At 69.0% G+C, this 17,309-nt stretch carries 13 protein-coding genes; 7 read left to right on the forward strand and 6 right to left on the reverse strand.

The features are described 5' to 3' along the window. Positions 1 to 494 precede the first annotated feature (494 nt). Together AC16DP_RS41720 and AC16DP_RS41725 are read right to left on the reverse strand one after the other, a co-directional pair. On the reverse strand, positions 495 to 1,670 hold the full coding sequence (locus AC16DP_RS41720) for a hypothetical protein (RefSeq protein WP_329726571.1): 1,176 nt from the start codon (positions 1,668 to 1,670) through the stop codon (positions 495 to 497). A gap of 30 nt (positions 1,671 to 1,700) precedes the next feature. Further along, complete coding sequence (locus AC16DP_RS41725) at positions 1,701 to 2,363, reverse strand: RNA polymerase sigma factor (RefSeq protein WP_329726572.1); 663 nt, start codon at positions 2,361 to 2,363, stop codon at positions 1,701 to 1,703. 355 nt (positions 2,364 to 2,718) lie between these two features. Between AC16DP_RS41725 and AC16DP_RS41730 the strand changes: the two genes are divergently transcribed. The 7 genes from AC16DP_RS41730 to AC16DP_RS41760 all read left to right on the forward strand — a co-directional run bounded on the left by AC16DP_RS41730 (position 2,719) and on the right by AC16DP_RS41760 (position 12,346). Beyond that, on the forward strand, positions 2,719 to 4,413 hold the full coding sequence (locus AC16DP_RS41730; RefSeq protein ID WP_329726573.1) for a sensor histidine kinase: 1,695 nt from the start codon (positions 2,719 to 2,721) through the stop codon (positions 4,411 to 4,413). A gap of 51 nt (positions 4,414 to 4,464) precedes the next feature. After that, positions 4,465 to 7,029, forward strand: a complete 2,565-nt coding sequence (locus AC16DP_RS41735) for an ATP-binding protein (RefSeq protein ID WP_329726574.1) — start codon at positions 4,465 to 4,467, stop codon at positions 7,027 to 7,029. A 51-nt stretch (positions 7,030 to 7,080) separates the two neighbouring features. Continuing rightward, positions 7,081 to 7,785 (forward strand): metallophosphoesterase, encoded by a 705-nt coding sequence (locus AC16DP_RS41740; RefSeq protein WP_329726575.1) that lies wholly within the window; start codon positions 7,081 to 7,083, stop codon positions 7,783 to 7,785. A gap of 30 nt (positions 7,786 to 7,815) precedes the next feature. Further along, a complete protein-coding gene (locus AC16DP_RS41745; RefSeq protein WP_329726576.1) occupies positions 7,816 to 9,915 on the forward strand; it encodes a M1 family metallopeptidase in 2,100 nt (699 codons plus the stop codon). Between the two features lie 9 nt (positions 9,916 to 9,924). Then, positions 9,925 to 10,965 carry a hypothetical protein gene (locus AC16DP_RS41750; protein WP_329726577.1) on the forward strand — a complete coding sequence of 347 codons (1,041 nt, stop codon included), beginning with the start codon at positions 9,925 to 9,927 and terminating at the stop codon, positions 10,963 to 10,965. 17 nt (positions 10,966 to 10,982) lie between these two features. Next, positions 10,983 to 11,369: a VOC family protein gene (locus AC16DP_RS41755; RefSeq protein ID WP_329726578.1), complete on the forward strand. Its 387-nt coding sequence runs from the start codon at positions 10,983 to 10,985 to the stop codon at positions 11,367 to 11,369. A 398-nt stretch (positions 11,370 to 11,767) separates the two neighbouring features. Further along, positions 11,768 to 12,346, forward strand: coding sequence for a hypothetical protein (locus AC16DP_RS41760; protein ID WP_329726579.1), 579 nt, complete (start codon positions 11,768 to 11,770; stop codon positions 12,344 to 12,346). 88 nt (positions 12,347 to 12,434) lie between these two features. Here AC16DP_RS41760 and AC16DP_RS41765 read toward each other — a convergent pair whose 3' ends face one another. The 4 genes from AC16DP_RS41765 to AC16DP_RS41780 all read right to left on the reverse strand — a co-directional run. Further along, positions 12,435 to 13,469, reverse strand: coding sequence for an imm11 family protein (locus AC16DP_RS41765; protein ID WP_329726580.1), 1,035 nt, complete (start codon positions 13,467 to 13,469; stop codon positions 12,435 to 12,437). A 480-nt stretch (positions 13,470 to 13,949) separates the two neighbouring features. Further along, entirely contained in the window at positions 13,950 to 15,215 is a 1,266-nt protein-coding gene (locus AC16DP_RS41770; RefSeq protein WP_329726581.1) for an imm11 family protein, read from the reverse strand. 15 nt (positions 15,216 to 15,230) lie between these two features. Then, the gene (locus AC16DP_RS41775) at positions 15,231 to 16,571 is read right to left on the reverse strand and encodes an AHH domain-containing protein (protein WP_329726582.1); all 1,341 of its coding nucleotides are present in this window, start codon (positions 16,569 to 16,571) and stop codon (positions 15,231 to 15,233) included. Between the two features lie 150 nt (positions 16,572 to 16,721). Further along, positions 16,722 to 17,309, reverse strand: a 588-nt coding sequence (locus tag AC16DP_RS41780) for a DUF2381 family protein (protein ID WP_483957050.1), incomplete at its 5' end; no start/stop codon positions are given.

The raw sequence follows: 17,309 nt of genomic DNA on the forward strand, positions 1-17,309 counted from the left end.
CAGGCTCCCCCCTCGCGATCAGCTCGCGGCTGCTCGCCTCCGGTGGGCGCCTGTAGGCGGGACTATACTTCAGCCGTAGGTCCTGGTGGGATAACCTCTCTCGTAGGACTTTGAATCAAGCCTGCCCAAGGGGTGCCCAGGCAGAAGGACTCGAAGGCCTCCCTCATGCGCTGGCGGTCCGCCTCCGGGACGCCTTCATTCAAGTCCATGAAGACGCCACCGAACATGTGCACCCGCCAGCGCGGGTGGGCCCAGTCGAAATCTTCGGCCCCCGCGTGCATCACCAGCACCTCGCCGGGCGGCACCTGGCGCATTCGCCGGGGCTGTGGAAAGGCACCAGTCTCGAGGTACTCCCGAGCCCACCAACGACCCTCGGCTCTCGCCTTGCGGAGGATGGCCTCAGTGGTGTCGTAGAGCCACGCTGGAAACTCGAGCACCGGGGACTGTTCCGTGGTCATGGCTTGTCGCCCTACCACAGCGGTCAGACGATCTCGCTAGAACGAGAAGTCGCGCTCGAAGATCTCGCTGTTGCCCACCCGCACCATCAGGTGGGCGGTGCGACCGCCGCCGGTGCCGAGATCGAACTGGAGACCTTCGGGTCCTTGTTGCGGCTTGAGCGAGGGCTTGCCGGGAGCCAGGAACACGGCCGCCGTCACGGCGCGCCCCGCGAGGGGTTGAACCAGGAGCCGGGTCCGCTGGCGCTCCCTCACGAGCACCACGCGGAACTCCCGCCGCTCCTCCAGCACTTCACGCTGCTCGGGATGGCGCGCCGCTCCGGGCCTGCGCGCGGGATTCTCCAGGCCCCTCGAGGTGCGGGCCGCGGGGGCGGACTGCTCGTCCAGCGCCTTCTCGATGGCCTCGTCTCCCTCCTCCAACGCCCAGATGGCCTGCGCACACTCGATGCATTTCTCCGTATGCCCATCCACCCACTTCAGCTCCACCGCCGACATCATCCCCATGTCGAAGCGCCACAAGTCATCCGCGCTCAGGTGCCGCTTGGGGGGAGCTTCGACCGTCTCGCTCCTCGACAGGTCCGCGCGGCACTCGTCACAGCTCTGCAGGTGGGGACTCGGCCGCTCGGGCCGGGCACTCAGCGCCGCCAGGAAGTCGTCACAGTCGGCCCGCTCCGTGAACCACCAGGCCCGTGTCCGCTCGGCCGTATCCAGGATGTCCCGCTCGGCCCGGCGTTGTGGGTTGAGCGGAATGAACCAGCGCGCCTTGGGACGCAGCACCGTATCCAGACGTCCCAGGCCGTCGCGAAATGCCTTCCACCGCGCCGCCGCCTCTCCGTCCAGCGCCCCATGAAGTGACTCCCACTCGCTGATCGCCCGCGCGGCGGACTCGGCCCGGTCTCGCGCGCAAAGTCCGTCCATCGAGGAGGTGCGCCACACGTCGGCTTCTTCCCCCTCCTCCCCCAGCGCGGCCTCGGCGGCTTCCTCCGCGGCCCGCAGCAGCGCGGGCTGAAGGGCCTCGGGCTTCTGCGACCGGAGCCAGCCGTCGATGTCCGCCCGGGTCAACCCCCGCAGGGCCTGCTCGACGCCCTCTCTGCCCAACCGCCCGGTGCGCCGGAGAATGTCCCCAATCGCCTCGAGCGAACCGCCGTGGGAAGTGCCACCCCGGACGAGCTGCTCACGCCGGGCCTGATACCGAGAGAGTGCGTCAACGACCATGTGAGTACCCTCCTTCGGGTACGTGGGGGCTCACTCGTGCCCGCCCTCCTGTTGGAGGTCGAGCAGATAGAGCCGGAGGTAGGCCTGTGCGCGGCTCACGCGCTTGTACGAGTTGACCACGCTGATGTTCAGGCGCCGGGCGCATTCCTCGTGGTCCTCGACGTCCTGGTGGTGGTACAGCTCCCACGCACCCGCTTCCTTGGGGTGCTCCTGCTGCAGCCGCTCGAAGGCACGCCAGTAGAGTTCCTGGGCCTCGGTGCGCTCCTCGCGCCGCCGGGACAGGTCCACCGCGCGAGCCACCTCGGAGGCGGGCTCCTCCATGGCGTCATCGGGATCCGACGCGGCGGGAGCGAGGTCCTCGCGCTGGCGCCGGTAGAAGTCGATGGCCACGTGCTTGACGATGCGCAGGAAGAACGTCTTGGGAGACGCGCTGCGCCCGGGCATCTGCTCGGAGACGCCGCGGAACTGGTCCAGTCCCCGGTCGAGGAACTTGCCGACCGCGTCCTGATAGAGCTCGTCCGCGTCCGCCGGAGAGCCACGGCCATAGCTGGCCTGAATCTTGGAGATGACGTAGCGGGCCGGACGGGCCCAGCGCTCGCACAGCGCGCCGAGCGGGGCCCCCACGGCCTCGCCTCCAGCGCGCCGCTGGAGCACCTCTGCGAACAGTTCGTCATCCGTGAGATCGTCGAACACCGGAAGGTCCTCGGAACGCCGCCGGGAGGCACGAGCTCCCCGCCTGGGCAGGGTGGGGTTCGCTGAAACGGCGGGTCAAGGTAGCACGACAGCATCCGAAGGCGGTCTCCCGATGACACGAGCCTCGGATGTCCGACAGAGGGCACACGAGGGGTACTGGAGGAGAGCGACGCAACCGGCCCCGAGAACCTGACGGCGGGGATTTTCCGGCCATGTTCCGGCGGGTTTTCCGGGTTCCGGACCCCGGCCGGGCGGGCTTCGCCCCGGGTGCCCGGTGGCCTGGACGACCCGGGAAGCCCGAGGGGTTGCCCAAGTGTCACCCCCTGGATACCCGGCAGGGGGCAGGAGGACAGGCATGTGGGGATCCCAGCCGGACGCCGAACCTCCCCCCGCTCCCGAGGCGCACCGCGAGAGCGACAGCGAGCGCATGCTGCGCACCCTGCTGGGAAATCTCCGGGGCGTGGCCTACCGGTGCTTCAACCAGCCCCACTACCCCTTGCTGTACGCCAGCCCGGGCGTCCTGGAGCTCACCGGGTATGGGCCCGAGGACTTCACCGCGAGCCACGTGTTCTGGCGGGAGCTCATCCACCCCGAGGACGTCCGGCAGGTATGGGAGACGATCCAGGTGGCGCTCGCCTCGCGGACGGCCTTCACCCTCACCTACCGCATCCACACGCGCACGGGGGAGGAGCGCTGGGTGTGTGAGCGCGGGGTGGGCATTGGCGAGAGCCCGGAGGGGGTGGCCATCCTGGAGGGCTTCATCACCGACATCACCGCCTTCAAGCGCGCCGAGCAGCGCCAGGGCTTCCTGTCCTCGGTGAGCGAGACCCTGGCCAGCTCGCTGGATTACGAGGACACGCTGGCCCACGTGGTGCAGCGGGCGGTGCCGGTGCTGGGAGAGGGGTGCCTGCTGGACATGGCCGAGCCGGAGGGCGTCCTGCGCCGGCTGGCGGTGGCCCACGTGGACCCGGCCCGGGCGGAGCTGGCGTGGGAGCTGGCCCGGAGCTACCCGCAGCGGCTCGACGATCCGGCCGGGGCCGGGGCCGTCATCCGCACCGGCAGGACCGAGCTGCAGCAGCAACTCTCCGAGGAGCAGTTCGTCCAATACGCGCGGGACGCCCGGCACCTGGAGCTGCTGCGCGGCACGCGCGTCACCTCCATGCTGACGGTCCCCCTGCGCGCCCGGGGCCGCACCCTCGGCGCGCTCACCTTCTTCCACTGCCACCCCGAGCGCCGCTACGGGCCGGAGGACCAGCTGCTGGCCGAGGACATGGCGCGCCGGGCCGCGCTCGCGATGGACAACGCCCGCCTGTACCGCGAGGCCCAGCTCGCGGTGCAGCTGCGCGACGAGTTCCTCTCGGTGGCCTCGCACGAGCTGAAGACACCGCTCACGCCCCTGCACCTCAAGCTCACCGCCCTGTCCCGCGACCTGCCGCGGTGCGGCTCCGGGGATGCCCACTCCGAGGCGCTCCAGCGCCATGTGATGGTGGCCCAGCGGCAGGTGCACAAGATGTCCACGCTCATCAACGCGCTGCTCGATGTCAGCCGCCTCTCGCGGGGGAAGCTGAAGCTGGAGCCCGAGAACACGGACCTGGGCGACGTGCTGAGCGAGGTGACGGCCTGGTTCTCCTCCGAGGCGGCCCGGGTGGGCTCGGAGCTCCACGTGGAGGCGGAGGCGCATGTCACCGGCTGGTGGGACCGGCTGCGGCTGGAGCAGGTCGTCTCCAATCTGATCTCCAACGCCATCCGCTACGGCGCCGGCCAGCCCATCCATGCCCGCGTGGAGGCAGAGGGAGACCGGGTGCGGCTGGTGGTGCGAGACGAGGGCATCGGCATCTCGCCGGAGGCCCAGGAGCGCATCTTCGGCAAGTTCGAGCGGGCCGTCTCGGAGCGCCACTCCGGAGGCCTGGGGCTGGGGCTCTACATCACCCGCAGCATCGTGGAGGCCATGGGCGGCACCATCCGCGTGGACAGCCGCCCGAGCGAGGGCTCCACCTTCACCGTCGAGCTGCCACGTGGTGCGGACGGCTCGAGGGGTGCGCAGGGTTGACCCAATACGACCTCTGGCATCGCACCTGGGGACAGCAAGGAGGACAGGGGGATGTGGGGAACGCATCCGGAGTCACCCTCCCCACCCGAGCTCGCGGGCAAGCCGGACGCAACCGGGGAGGTCTCGGGGGAGACGGCCAGCTCGCTCCTGCTCGTGGGGGAGCAGATGGAGGACCTGGCGGGCGTGGAGGAGCTCCTCGCGCCGCTCGGGTACCCCGTGCACAGGGCCGTTGCCTGGAGCGATGGGCTCGGGACGCGGCTCGGCGAGTCGCTCGCCTGCATCCTCGTCGATGCGCGGCGGAGCTGGACCGTGGGCATCGAGACGGCCCGCCGCCTGCTCGCACACCCCCATGCCCGCTACATCCCCGTGCTCTTCCTCGGAAGCCGCTCCTGTGGCGAGGCGGACCTGCTGCGCGGCTACACCCTGGGGACGGTGGACTGCCTCCTGGAGCCCCTCTCCCCGGACATCCTCCGCCTCAAGGTGGGGATGTACCTGGAGCAGCACCGGCGGCAGGCGCTGATGCGGGTGGCGCTCGAGCGGGCCGAGCGGGCCGAAGCGGCCGCGCGCGAGAGCGAGCGCATGCTGCGCACCCTGCTGGGAAACGTGCCGGGGATGGTCTACCGCAGCGCCCCCGAGGAGCCCTGGGCCCTGAGCTATGCCAGCCAGGCCACCCTGTCCCTCACCGGCTACACCCCCGAGGACTTCACCGAGCGCCGCGTGACCTGGGGGGAGCTGGTCCACCCCGAGGACGCACCGCGACTCCGGAAGGAGATGAAGGAGGCGCTCGCCACCCGCGCCCCCTTCACCCTCACCTATCGGATCCGCCCGCGGACGGGGCAGGAGCGCTGGGTCTGGGAGCGGGGGGTGGCCCTGCTCGGGCCGGACGAGGAGGTGCGGGAGCTGGAGGGCTTCATCCTCGACATCTCCCCCTTCCGTCAGGCGCAACAGGAACGGGAGCGGCTCCACGAGCAGCTGGCGTTCCAACACCAGCGCCTGCAGGCCCTCCTGCAGCAGCTCCCCGTCGCGGTGCACATCGTCGAGGCGCCCTCCGGGCGGACGCTGAACTTCAACGCCCAGGCCGAGCTGCTCATGGGTCACCCCATGCTCCCGTGCATGTGCGTGGAGGAGTATGTCCAGTACCACGCCATCCACCCGGATGGGCGGCGCTTCGCGGCGCAGGAGTATCCCCTGGCGCGAGTGCTGGCCACCGGGAAGCCCACGCCCCAGGAGGAGCTGCTCTACGACCGGCCCGATGGCTCCGTGCGCGTCTTCCTCATCAACGCCGGGCCCATCTGGGACGCGCGGGGCGAGCTGCAGGCGGCGGTGGCCAGCTTCATGGACATCACCGCGCTCAAGCGCGCCGAAACCCACCAGACCTTCCTGGCCTCGGTGAGCGAGACGCTGGCCAGCTCGCTGGACTACGAGGCCACGCTCACCCACGTGGTGCAACGGGCCGTCCCCACCCTCGCGGATGGCTGTGGGCTGGACATGCTCGAACCGGACGGAGGCCTGCGCCGGCTGGCGGTGGCCCATGTGGATCCGATCCGCAGGGAGATCGCCCAGGAGCTGGCCCGCCACCAGCCCTCGCGTCTCGAGGATGCCACCGGGCCAGGGGCCGTCATCCGCACGGGGCGCACCGAGCTGGTGGCCGAGGTGACCGATGAGCTGCTCACGCGCTGCGCGAGCGACGCCCGGCACCTGGAGCTGCTGCGTGGCACGGGGGTCACCTCCTCGCTGATCGTCCCCCTGCACGCCCGGGACCGCACCTTCGGCGCCCTGGCCTTCTTCTACTGCCGGGGGGGCCAGCCCCGCGCGAGCCGCTCCTATGGCCGGGAGGAGCAGCTGCTGGCCGAGGACCTGGCGCACCGGGCCGCGCTCGCGGTGGACAACGCCCGCCTGTACCGCGAGGCCCAGCGCGCGGTGCGGCTGCGCGACGAGTTCCTCTCGGTGGCCTCGCACGAGCTGAAGACGCCGCTCACGCCCTTGAACCTCAAGCTCAGCGCCCTGTCCCGCGAGATTCCCCGGAACTGCTCGGGAGAGGGCCATCCCGAGGTGCTCCAACGGCACGTGGACATGGCCAGACGCCAGTTGTGGAAGCTCTCCACGTTGCTCAATGCGCTGTTCGACGTCAGCCGCATCGCGCAGGGGAGGTTGACGCTGGAGGTGACCGACACGGACCTGGGCGAGGTGCTGCGCGAGGTGGTGGCCTGGTTCTCCCCCGAGGCGGCCCGGGTGGGCTCGAAGCTGTGGGTGGAGGGAGAGCCGCACGTGCCCGGCCGGTGGGATCGGCTGCGGCTGGAGCAGGTCGTCACCAACCTGCTCTCCAACGCCATCCGCTACGGCGCCGGCCGGCCCATCCACGTCCGCGTGGAGGCCGAGGGAGACCGGGCGCGGCTGGTGGTGCGCGACGAGGGCATCGGCATCTCGCCGGAAGCCCAGGAGCGCATCTTCGGCAAGTTCGAGCGGGCCGTCTCGGACCGTCACTATGGAGGCCTGGGCCTGGGGCTCTACATCACCCACAGCATCGTGGAGGCCATGGGCGGTACCATCCGCGTGGAGAGCCACCCCGGCGAGGGCTCCACCTTCACCGTCGAGCTGCCGCGCTGTCAGGAATGACGCGGCTCCCCGTCCCTGGGCGGGTCCCACCCTTTCGAAGGAAGCAGCATCATGTCCCGCACCATCGTCATCGGAGACCTCCACGGGTGCTACGACGAGGCCCTGGAGTTGCTCGACAAGGTGGGTGCCACCTCGAGCGACCGGATCATCTTCACGGGGGACCTGGTCGACCGAGGCCCCAAGCGCCGCGAGTGCGTCGAGCTGGCCATGCGGCACGAGTCCATCCTCGGCAACCACGAGGAGAAGCACCTGCAACAGCGCCGCCGCAAGGACGCCGACCTGATCCCGGACCACCTGGAGACCCGGCAGGCCCTCGGCCCCGAGCACCTCGACTACTTCGCCACCCTCCCCCATTCCATCCTCCTGCCCGAGCACAACGCCGCCGTGGTCCACGCGGGGGTGCTGCCCGGCAAGCCCATCGCCCAGCAGGACCCGTACCACCTGCTGCACGCCCAGTGCGTGCGGCCCCCGGAGCGCAAGAGCTACTGGCCCTCGAAGGCGCCAGCGGACTACCGCTTCTGGACGCACCACTGGAAGGGCCCCGAGCGCGTCATCTTCGGACACACCGTGTTCGACCGGCCGCTCGTCACGGAGTACGCGGTGGGCATCGACACCGGGTGCGTCTACGGCCGCTCGCTCACCGCGGTGGTGCTCCCCACGTGGGAGCTCGTCTCGGTGCCCGCGCGGCAGGCGTACCGGGGTGGCAAGGACGTGGCCCTGCTCCCCGTCCATGGCGACGTGAACGTGTTCTCGTGAGCCACGGCGGCATGCGAAGCTGCCGCCCCGATGACACGCCTCCTCTCCCTCCTGCTGCTGCTCGGCCAGCTCCCGGCGCTCGCCGCGGAGTCCCCGGCCCCCGCCGCTCCCTTCTTCGACCCTCAGGGCCGTGCCCTCGGTGCGCCCCTCTCCGAGCGCGTCGCCGACTACGAGATCGACGCCCGGTTGGATCCGGCCACCCACGCGCTCACCGGCCAGGAGACGATCACCTGGCGCAACCGCAGCAACGAGCCGCAAGCCACCCTGTGGTTCCATCTGTATTGGAACGCCTTCAAGAACGATCGCTCCACGTTCTACCGGGAGGCCAAGGAGATGGGCGGCGTCCGGGATTCGGACTCGGACTCACCCTCCTTCCCCGACAACGAGCCGGACGAGTGGGGCTACTCGAACGTGAAGGCCCTGCGGGTGAAGGGCGGCGCGGACCTGCTGCCCACGCTGCGCTTCGAGCACCCGGACGATGACAACACGGAGGACCAGACGGTCTTCACCGTGACGCTGCCCGAGCCGGTGCCCCCCGGTGGCCGCGTGACGCTGGAGCTCCAGTGGGAGGCGCGCGTGCCCAAGGTGCTCGCCCGCGCCGGACGCTCGGACAGCGGCTTCTACCTGGTGGCCCAGTGGTTCCCGAAGCTGGGCGTGCTGGAGGTGCCCCCCGAGCGTGGCGCCACGAGCCCCCGCTGGAACTGCCACCAGTACCACTCCGCCTCCGAGTTCTACGCCGACTTCGGCACCTACGACGTGCGCCTGACGGTGCCCCAGGCGATGAAGGTGGGCGCCACGGGGGGGTTGGTGGAGCGCCGCGAGAATCCGGACGGCACCCAGACCCTGCGCTACCACCAGGACGACGTGCACGACTTCGCCTGGACCGCCGCCGAGCGCTTCGAGGTGCTCGAGGACGTGTTCCGCTCGCCGGGCCTGCCCGAGGTGGGGCTCACCGTGCTGGTGGATCCGAAGCACCACCGCTCGGGGCCGCAGATCATGGCGGCCGCCAAGGCGTCGTTGGAGCACTTCGGCCGGTGGTGGACGCCGTGGCCGTATTCGCACCTCACGCTGGTGGCACCACCCACGGATGGCGTCGCCGCCGGAGGCATGGAGTACCCCACCTTCGTCACCGTGGTGGGCCGCGAGGAGCCGGGCGAGCCCAAGGACTTCATCATCTGGGAGACGACGGCGCACGAGTTCGGCCACAACTACTGGCAGGGCCTGCTGGCGTCGAACGAGTTCGAGGAGCCGTGGCTCGACGAGGGCATCAACAGCTATGGGACCTCCCGGCTGTGCCTCGCCGAGAACGTGAAGGCCAACCCGGCCCACATCCTCCCCAGCCCGCTGCGGAGCTGGCTGGGCCCCCTGTTCACCACGGACTGGGACGAGCGTGACCGCATGCGCGGCATGAGCGGCCTGCGCGAGAACTCGCCCATCCTCCAGTCCTCGTGGCAGTTCCGGACCCTGGGGGACTACTTCCGCAACAGCTACAGCCGCCCGCAGGTGACGCTCTACGCCCTGGAGCAGCTGGTGGGCGAGGAGACCATGGCGCGCATCATGCGCACCTACGTGGAGCGCTGGAAGTTCCGCCACCCGCGCAGCGAGGACTTCTTCGCCGTGGTCAACGAGGTGTCCGGGCAGGACCTGGGCTGGTTCTTCGACACGTTCTTCCGGGGCACGGGCCAGCTGGACTACGCGGTGGGCTCGATGTCGTGCGAGGAGCGCGTCGCGAAGAAGGGCTTCTTCGACGACGGCAAGGGCGGCGTCCAGCTGGTGGAGCGCGCGCCCCGGGGCGAGGCGAAGGATGACACGGTGAACCGCTGCGAGGTGCAGGTGAACCGGCTCGGGGACGTCCGCGTCCCGGTGGACGTGAAGATGACGTTCGCGGATGGCTCGACCCAGGTGGAGCGCTGGGACGGCCAGGAGCGCTGGAAGCACCTCGTCCTCGAGCGCACCGGCAAGGACGTCGACCTCCAGCAGGTGGAGCTCCAGGCGGTCAACGCCCTGGACATCCACCCGGCCAACAACTCGCGGACGAAGAAGCTGTCCGGCCAGGTGGCCCTGTCGCTGTTCGGCTGGACCACCTACGTGGGCCAGATGCTCTCCACCGTCGCGTCCCTCCTCTTCTGAGCCCGAGCCATGAACTCCTTCCGTTCGATTCTCACGGCGCCGCTCCGGGCCTTCTCCGAGCTGAAGCTGCTCGGCGTGCTGCTGGCGGCCAACCTGTGCATCGCCCTCATCCAGTCGCTGCCCGTGCTCATCCCCGCCATCGGCCGGTTCGGGCACTCGCTCGCGGGCCAGGGCCGGCCCTTCCCCTCGCCCGAGGCGGTGCTCGACTTCAGCAAGCTGCTCGCGCAGGGCGGCGGCCCGTTCCTCGCGGGCCCGTTCGTGCTGGGCATCGTCTTCTCCTTCGGGCTCCAGCTCGTGCTGGCGGGTGGCATCGTCTCGCGGCTGTGCTCGCCCGGGCGCTTCTCGCTGGCCGACTTCGCCCGCGACTGCGCCGCCCAGCTCGGCCGCAACCTGCGCCTGCTCGGCTGGGCCCTGCTGGGTCTGCTGCCCGTGGGAGGGCTGGTGGCGCTCGCCACCGTGCTCTTCTCCCGCGCGGAGAAACCCACGCTGTTCACCCTCGAGGGCGAGCACTGGGCCCTGGAGAACCCCTTCACCTTCTGGAGCCTGACGCACCTGGCCCTGGTGGTGGTGCTGTTCGCGCTCTGGCGCTCGAGCTTCGATCTGGCGCGCGTCCAGCTCTACGCGGATGACCAGCGCAAGACGCGGCTCGCGGCCTGGCGCGCGCTGAAGCGGATGGTGCGCTCGCCCGGAGCGCTGCTCGGCTACATCGCCGTGGGCCTGCTGGGCCTGGCGGTGGTGCTCGTCTGCGCGCGGCTGCACGCGGCGGTGCAGGTGACCAGCGCGGGCAAGGCCTGGCTGGCGCTGCTGGTGGCGCAGCTGGCCGTGGTGGCGCGGCTCGGCTTCTCGCTGGCCACCACGGCCTTCACCGTGGACGTCTACCGCGCCATGGCTCCGGTGCCCGTCCGGGCCCCGGTGGAGACCCCCGCTCCGCTCCCGGTTCCCACTCCAGCCCCCGAGGCAAACGCGGCCGAGCCAACACCCGCCCCCGCCGGCACGCAGACAATCCAGGCGGAGCCGCGGGCCATCGGGGATGATGCGGGCCGTTCCTGAACCCCTGGGAGGACTTCATGCATCGCAGCCGGCTCGCCGCCTTCGTCATCGACTGCAAGACCGAGGATATCGAAGCGGCCTCGGCCTTCTGGAGCAAGGCGCTCGGAAGGCCCGTCGTGCCCCATACACCGGAGGACCCCAACTACCGCGAGCTCACCGCGGCCACCGCGGAGCCGATGCTCCTCGTGCAGAAGGTGGAACATCCGGGCCGCATCCACCTGGACATCGAGACCGATGACATGGAGGCGGAGGTGAAGCGGCTGGAGGCGCTCGGAGCGAAGCGGGTGGAGTTCATCAAGCGCTGGTGGGTGATGGAGGCGCCGACGGGCCAGCGCTTCTGTGTCGTCCGTCCCCAGCGCGGCCCCCTGGAGGGCCGCGGCAACGAGTGGAGCGGCGAGGGCTGAGAGGCACCTCAGGGCGGCGCGGTGACGAGACCCAGGATGTCCGCCCCCGCCGCCCTGGCCCCGTCGAGCGCGGCCACGAGCTTGCCATAGGGGGCGCGATCATCCGCCTGTGAGCTCGGGCTCACCCTGGCTGCTTGCCTGGCCGCTCTCCAGCCGGGCCAAGCGGCCTCGCTTCTTCAGCGGGTGGTTTCACCCTGGGCGTCCTGGCGCTTCTCGACAAGGCCGGGGATGAGCGGCTGCTCTCGGAGGCGCTGAAGGCCGCCCGGGAACGTGATGCGGCCGAGTACGAGGAGCAGAAGCGTCTCTATCACCAGGGCCGGTTGCGACAGAAGATGGCCAGGCTCCTCGAGTCCGTTGTCAGGCCGTCCACGAAACGGCTCATGGTGCGTGGAACACCTTTGAAGCAAGCCAGGAAGGTCAACCCTGACAGTGACGGGGAGACCGGGACGTTCTACAGCGCGAAGCTCGGAAGGAATGTGGAGTACGAGTCCCAGCTCGAGCGCCGCTTCTTCATGCTCCTCGAGTGCCTCGATGAGGTGGTCACCTACCAGGAGCAACCCTACCGCGTCCCCTACGTGCTCGACGGGAGACCGCTCACCTACTACCCCGATGTCGTGTTCATCCTGGAGAGTGGCGAGGCCATCGTGGCGGAGTTGAAGCCGTGCCTCCACATGGCGCTCCACGTGAACCGGTGCAAGTGGAAGGGCCTCCAGACCTTCTGCGAGGAGCGGGGACTTGGAATGCTGATGACGGATGACCGCGGCCGGACGTTGGAGACGTTGAAGCAGACGCGCGTTCCCTCCACCTTCGAGACAGCGCTGCTGAAGAGGTTGGAACAAGGCCCGCTGCGCTGGCGCGACATCGCCGACCTGCGAATGCAAGACGTTCCGAGCCATGCTCCGCAGGCGATGGTCCTCCGGCATGACCTGGTCATGCGCCTGGAGCCCTTCTCCATCGAGCGGAAGAAGCAGCGCTGAGGCTCCGAACTCCACCTGCCGATGTGCCTCCGGTGCGCTGGCTACGCCACCGCTTGCCGGCTGGGGCGCGAGCTTCAGGACGCGCGGGCTACTCCACCACGGCCTTCCGGTCGGCGCATGAGACGTGGTCCTCGCCGGTTTGCGCGAAGCGCCGCGCCAGCTCGGGCGGGCCCTCCGCGCCGCGTTTCACGATGTACTCCAACTCGGCGGGTAGCAGGGCCTTGACGGTGACGAGCCGCACGCCGCCGAAAGGGGTAGGAAAGTCCCTTGGCAACGTCCGCGACTCCTGGCCGAGCAGCACACCCACCCGCCCCTCCTTGCCAACGAGGGCCGCGGGCATTCCGTCGCCCGCCACCTCCAGCACCAGCAGGCCCGCCTTGGCCCCCTCGCGCACGTGCTCGTGGACCACTACCTCCTTTGAGACTCGCTCGAGCAGCACGTAGGGCCAGCTTCCCTCGATGGCATCGAGGGGCAGCTCCGCCAGCTCCGTCTCCAGGGCGAGCTCCAAGCCGAAACCCACGGAGGGCTCCAAGCGGGCAATGAACGGATCCGAGAGGCCCTCGGAGACGAGGAGGATGCGCCCTGCCTGCCGATGGATGATGGCCCAGTCCTGCCGGTGGCCCGGCCATTCGTAGCAGATGGCCCGTGGGGCAACGGCCAGCTCGTCCAGCCTGCCGAGCGACTTCCACGCGGCACGTCTGGCGGCAGGGGGAGGCTCCAGAAGCTCGCGGCACTTGCGCTTGTAGGCGCGCTCCTCGTCGCTGATGGGACTAGGGCCGGTGACCTCCCTGAAATCCAGGCCCGAGGCCCCGGTACGCTCGAGAGCCTCCTTCACGTCCTCGGAAACAAGCAGAGACCCCGTGTAGCCCCAGGGACGGAACACCTTGGCATCACCCACCTGGGAGGCGTCGATGCGCATACCGTACACGGAGTCATAATAACCAACCTCGTCTGGCCAGTTGTCTTCCGGTTCCGCGTAGCGCACCTCCTCTGAGGCTGCTTCATCAATGCATCTCACCCGGCGCGCTACGTTGACCACGAAGTAGGTTTCTTGCCGCGACTCCACTTCGGCGGGAAACAGTTGGACGTCGCCGGGGGCCAGTTCGGCCAGAACCCGGGCCACCTTTTCGGTGACTACGGGGAACCCCCCCCGTGTCTACGCGCGTGAAGTCGAGCGAAGTGCCAGGGTGGTAAACCGAGATGCGAAGGCGACCGTCAAAGCGGGTGGGCTCGCCACTCATGAACTGCCATCCGCGTACCTCTTTGCCCTGCTCGTCGATGGGGTCTCCCAACAGCCAGCGATCCGAGCGATTCATGTCGTCGGTCAGCTTGAAATAGTTTTGCGCCATTGACACACTCCTTACCTCACTCGGTCCGGGTGACGAGCTTATTGAGAGGAAGCAGCCTGCTTCCATGTGACATCCAGCGTCGTCTCCCCTCCCTTGACTCCGGGGATGAGCCCTTGGAATTCATCCGGCATCCCTACGTCCGTGTCCTTGTTCGGCCTGGCCCGGAATCACTGAGCGGCTTGCTCCGGAATCGGCGATCGCGATGGTCCGGTGCACGCACAAGACCTCGGCGCATGCTTCGTCGTCGATGCAGCTCACTTGGCGCGCGACAGTTTCACCGCGCGCCGCTTGGCGCGAGACAGGTGCTCTTCACCACTGTCCACGAAGCACTGCACCAGTTCCTCCCGACCTTCCTTCCCGTGCTGTATGCGGTAGGCCAGTTCGGAAGGAAGCAGTGTCTTGACGGTGACGAGCCGCACCTCGCCTGCCGGGGTATCAAGGCGCTGCGGTAGCGTGCTCGACGTCAGCCCCAGCAACACGCCCACTCGGCCATCTTGGGTGACGAGAGACTTGGGCATTCCCTTCCCGGACACCTCCATGGTCAGTTGGCCCGTCAGAGCGGCTTTGCGCACTCGCTCGTGCTCCGCGACCTCATTCGCCACGCGCTGGAGAACCAAGAGGACCCAACTCCCCTGGACGTCCTTTACAGGCTCGTCGGTTTCAATTGCGAGTTCGAGGCCGAAGCCCACGGACGGCGCCTCATGTCCGACGAAGGGATCGGAGAGGCCGTCCGTCACCAACAGGAGCCGTCGCCCTGTACGGTGGATGACGCGCCATGCGTGCCGGTGGCCCGGCCACGCAGGGCCGCCGGGCACAATGGGGACGATGGCTGTTTCCTCCAGTTCGCCAAGGGTGCGCCAGAACGCTTCGCGGGCGGCGTCCACCTGCCGCAGCCAGTCCGCGTGTGAACGCGGTAGCGGTTGCTGCTCAACCCTCTGGCGGCCAGGGCCTGTGACCTCTCTGAACTCGAGCCCCGTGGCGCCGGTGCGCTCAAGGGCCTCCTTTACGTTCTCGGCGACGATGAGGGCCACTCTCCATCCCCAGGGACGGAAGACCTTGGCATCGCCCACCTTGGAGGGATCGATGCGCATGCCGTACACATCGCGGTACTGCCCAACCTTTTCGGGTCGCCCATCCTCCGGTTTCCAGTACAGAACTTCCGCGGAAGCCTCGTCGTCGATGCACTTGACGAGGCGCGCGACGTTGACCAGGAAGTAGCTCTCTGGTCGCGACTCCACTTCCACGCGGAAGAGTTGGACGTCACCCGGAGCCAGCTCGGCCAGAACGCGGGCCACCTTTTCGGTGACGACGGGAATGGCTCCCGGGTCAACGCGCGTGAAGTCGAGCGACGTTCCGGGGTGGTAGATAGGGACTTGAAGGCGACCGTCAAAGCGAGTGAGTTCTCCGCTCATGAACTGCCGCGTGCGCACTTCGTTTCCCTGCTCATCAAGAGGGTCGCCCAACAACCAGCGAGCCGGGCTGGTCATGTCCTCGGTCAGCTCGAAGTACCTCTGCGCCATGTCGCTCTCCTAGCCTCACGGGGCTCCAGTCACCAGTTTGTTGAGCACGGAGCCGACCTCCTTGAGTTCTTTGGCCAGCTGCCCCAATTCCCGCGTGAGTGCCTCCTGGCACCGCGCCTTGGTTGTGCAGTCCTCCACCGCTTCCGCGAGTCGCTGATAGATTCGCTCATGGTACGCCTGTGGATGGGGCCCCTTGTGGCCCGGGATGCGGACCTTGTTGGCCGGGTCCTCCATGGACATGCCGGCCTTGTCGAAGAACGTCTTGAGTTTTGGTGTCCACGGCCCGCCTCGCAGGGAGGACTTCTCGTTCTCCACGGTGGCGATGTGGTGGATGTCGCCCTCCTCCTGCATGGAGAGGACAGCAGCCGAGCTGGCGGGAAGCGTGAGAACGAGCCGTCCTCCCCTCACGGACACGGACGTCGCTTCGGCCGCCGCCGTGGGCAGGTGAACCCCGCCCGCGGAAGCGGCGTTCTGCACCGCCTGGGAGAAACCCGGCAGTCCGCTGCCCGTCATGGCCTCCTTGCCCTTGGCCCCTGCCTTCCACGTCGCCAGGAGGATGAGCACGCGCATGGTGTTGGGCCCGAGCACCCGGGCATAGCGCTCGCTCGCGCCGCTCAGCTCCTGGAACGTGTTGGCCTCCTCCGCCGCGTCCCAGAGGTCCTGCGTGGCGGAGCTCAGCTCCCATAGCTCCACGCCCAGGTAGCCCCAGAGAAAAACGGTCATCGCGATGGCGAGGCTTTTGGAGATGGGCTCCGGCGCCATGAGAACGACCAGGTACAAGGAGAGGCCGGTGAGCAGGGCCGTCATGGCGTGCGCGGAGGAGTCGCGCAGCACGCCCGTGGCGGCCTCCAGCGCCGGGGTGAGGGCCAGGCTGAGGGCCAGCATGAACCTGTCGGTGTGGCTGAGGCGGGTGTCGTGCGGGCCTTCCCCCAGCAGCCAGAAACAGTCCCCCGGAGCGCCACGCTTCTCGCACAGGCGCGCGTAACCCCCTTCGACACTGGAGTCCCCTACGCCCCCTCCCGGCCAGGAGACCAGCACCAGACGGCCGGACAGCGGCCTGGAGGGGCGGGTGGCCAGTTTCAGGGGTGTCTCCAGGACGAACTGAGTGAAGGCCTCGCGCAGTTGCGTGTCCGACACCTGGACGGGCGCGAAGTCACTGCTGGGCGTGAGGGTGACGTACTCCTGGGGCGCCGGAGGAGGCGTGAGTGAGTTGTAGCGGTAGCCCACGAGAAAGCTGCCCCGTGGGGTGCCCGTGACACAGGCGGACTGGAGGAAGAGGAGGACGAGAAACCAGCCACCCAGCAGGGGGCGCAGGCGAGCGCCAGGGGAGCGCGAGCCAGGAAGACGGGTGGACACGGCGCACCTCCGGAAGCGACGCGGAGTGCGAGCCGTCGCTCCGGAATTACACGGAAACGCGGGTGTGTCCGTCAAGCCATTGGGTTGGGTAGAGGATGGAGGATGTAACAGGTGGGTTTCAGGCGTTGCGCCACCCGTCGCGGAGCGGCGCTATGGGAACGTCACGTTCTCCAGAATGACGGAGCGCCCGTCCGCGTCCCACAGCGTCAAGGTATACGCCCCCTGGGCCTGCTTCGCGGAGGCCTCGAACTCCACCATGACGCGGCCAGGGGCCCCCGGGAGAATGGACACGGGCGTGTCCGGAAGCGGCATGAGTTCTTCGCCCCTGGTCCCGCGCAGCACGGCGCCTGCGAGCGTCCAGGGTTTTGTCCCCGGGTTCCTCAAGTTCAGTTCCACCGCGACGCGGCCCTTCTCCACAGTCCCGGAGCGGTAGGACCATGCGTCCACCAGTGTCAGCGCAGCCCGCGGCCTCGTCTTGACGTATTCGGTGATGTTCTTGACGGCGACGCCGAGCCTCTCGTCCAGAAGGCCCGCCGCGCGCAGGCCTCGGAGTCCACCCGGCCCGCCCTGCTCGGCCCGAAGGCGCGCCTTCTCCTCCTCGCAGCGCTGGGCCTTCGCGTCCGCATCCCACGCCTTCTGCTTGTAGAAGTCCACCGGGCGCGTCTTGCGGAGGACGTCCACCTGCCGTGCCGCCCGCGCGGGGTGCACCACCAGGAGAAACGTGAGGCTCGCCGGGGC

Source organism: Archangium sp. (assembly GCF_057119385.1).